Origin of the sequence: Comamonas faecalis, from assembly GCF_039538025.1 — a bacterium.
Lineage (GTDB): Bacteria > Pseudomonadota > Gammaproteobacteria > Burkholderiales > Burkholderiaceae_C > Comamonas_C > Comamonas_C faecalis.
The window spans coordinates 1-1,658 of the sequence record NZ_BAABBP010000058.1 but is presented as its reverse complement, the minus strand read 5'-3'; the positions used below and the strand labels follow the sequence as shown (position 1 = coordinate 1,658).

Genomic DNA, 1,658 nt, shown 5'->3' with positions numbered 1-1,658 from the left:
AAAACGGCAAAACGCCCCGATCGGCGGGCAAAAAAATAGTTGCCCCTGCCGAAGTCAACTCAAATTCCATCATCTGAAAAATAGCCCAGGCGTAGCACGCCTGGAGGTGAGTTATTCAGAGCATCCTCAGGGCGGACTCATTACACGTGCAGCTTGCGACTTGGCGACATAATTTTGATACTGCGGAATCGCCACAGCCGCCAAAATACCAATAATCGCCACAACAATCATCAGTTCGATCAGGGTAAAGCCCTGTTGGACCTTGCGAAGCTGGTGTTTCATAAAACCTCCTGGTGAAGAATCGCTGGCGGAATGAAAGTGCCAGTCGCTTCAATAGAGGCAAGACCTGTGCCAGCGCCGGAATCAACGTTTCCAGTACAAATAAAGCAATTTGTCACATAAAGCGCCCTGCCATGCATTGGCTGTCACGGTGTTTGCCGTGCCAGGGTCGGCGTGTCACGGCAAATGCCGTGCCATTGGGGCCGATCCCGGCCACTAGTTCAGGACACTAAAATCACCTTCCCGGGTTTGGAGCAAGGCATGGACATCATCAGTTTGGACGCGGCGGAAGCCATGACCGGCATCAGCCGCCGCACCCTGTGGCGCCGCGTGGCCGACGGCGCGCTTGCCAGCGGCGAGAAAGACGCCCGTGGCCGCACGACGGTAGCGCTGGGGGGGGGGGGGGGGTACTTACAGCCATCCGCGAGCACACAGGCGTCGATCTGGGCGCTGAAGACCTGCACGCCCTGCTGCAGGCCGACGCGGGCGACGCCGACGCCCAGGCCGACGTCGGCGCGCTGCTCTACACGGCAGCTGCAGCGCCCGCCGGCCACCCTGGCGCCCGTGCCGCCGCGCTGTACTGGCTGCGCCAGGCAGCCGACCAGAACCACGCCGACGCGATGCACTGGCTGGGCACCGCAGCCGCCGCGCTGTGCACCGAGCAGGGCAACGCCGAGGCCATGATGTGGATTGCCAAGGCGGCAGCCCACAGCCATGCGATTGCGCAGCAGCAGCTCGATGCCTTGCTGGGCAAGGCGCTGGCGCCGGGCGCTATGGATATTGATTCGGCCCTGTGATGTTTGAATTCGTCATCCCGGCGAAGGCCGGGATCCAGTGCTTTGGGGAGGAAGTCATGGATTCCGGCCTTCGCCGGAATGACGAAAAATTGCCACTTCAAAGGGCTGAGTCATTAGGTAAGTTGAGGCCACTTGATCTGTAGCTTGCGGTGCTCAATGAGGCAGTCGCGCAGGTACAGATTGATAAGGCTTTGGTACGGAATACCTGCTTCTTCTGCCATCTCTTTGAAGTACTCAACGACATCCTCGGAGAGTCGCATGGTGACGGGCTTTTTCAGTTTGGAGGCATAGGGGTTTTTGCGGGACTTCAACTTGGAGAGGTCGTATTCGGCTTTCATGTCTGGCTACCTTGGTAAAACGCGCTTTCGTGCTTGGTTGCTTTGCGAGCAGAGATGATGCGGATGACTTGCCCATGTTTGCGTTCGCAATGACACACGATGAGCAATTTGGCACTAGTGAACCGCCCCGGGTTTCAAGGAGGCTGATTGGTTTAAGTTGACACCTCTGTCGAGGTGTTGCTGACGGCGAGTTGCCGCCAGTAGTTTGCCTCAGCTTCTGCGGGAGGGATGCCCCCAATCGGCG

General features: G+C 58.6%; 2 protein-coding genes and 1 pseudogene. 1 reads left to right on the top strand and 2 read right to left on the bottom strand.

Features of this window, described 5'->3' with window-relative positions:
• Positions 1-147 precede the first annotated feature (147 nt).
• Positions 148-282: pseudogene (locus tag ABD767_RS17150) on the bottom strand (pilin); the annotation flags it as partial.
• A 317-nt stretch (positions 283-599) separates the two neighbouring features.
• Here ABD767_RS17150 and ABD767_RS17145 point away from each other — a divergent pair.
• A complete protein-coding gene (locus tag ABD767_RS17145) occupies positions 600-1,076 on the top strand; it encodes an SEL1-like repeat protein (protein WP_344870002.1) in 477 nt (158 codons plus the stop codon).
• Positions 1,077-1,189: 113 nt separating this feature from the next.
• Here ABD767_RS17145 and ABD767_RS17140 read toward each other — a convergent pair whose 3' ends face one another.
• Positions 1,190-1,414, bottom strand: a complete 225-nt coding sequence (locus ABD767_RS17140) for a BrnA antitoxin family protein (protein ID WP_103046388.1) — start codon at positions 1,412-1,414, stop codon at positions 1,190-1,192.
• Positions 1,415-1,658 lie beyond the last annotated feature (244 nt).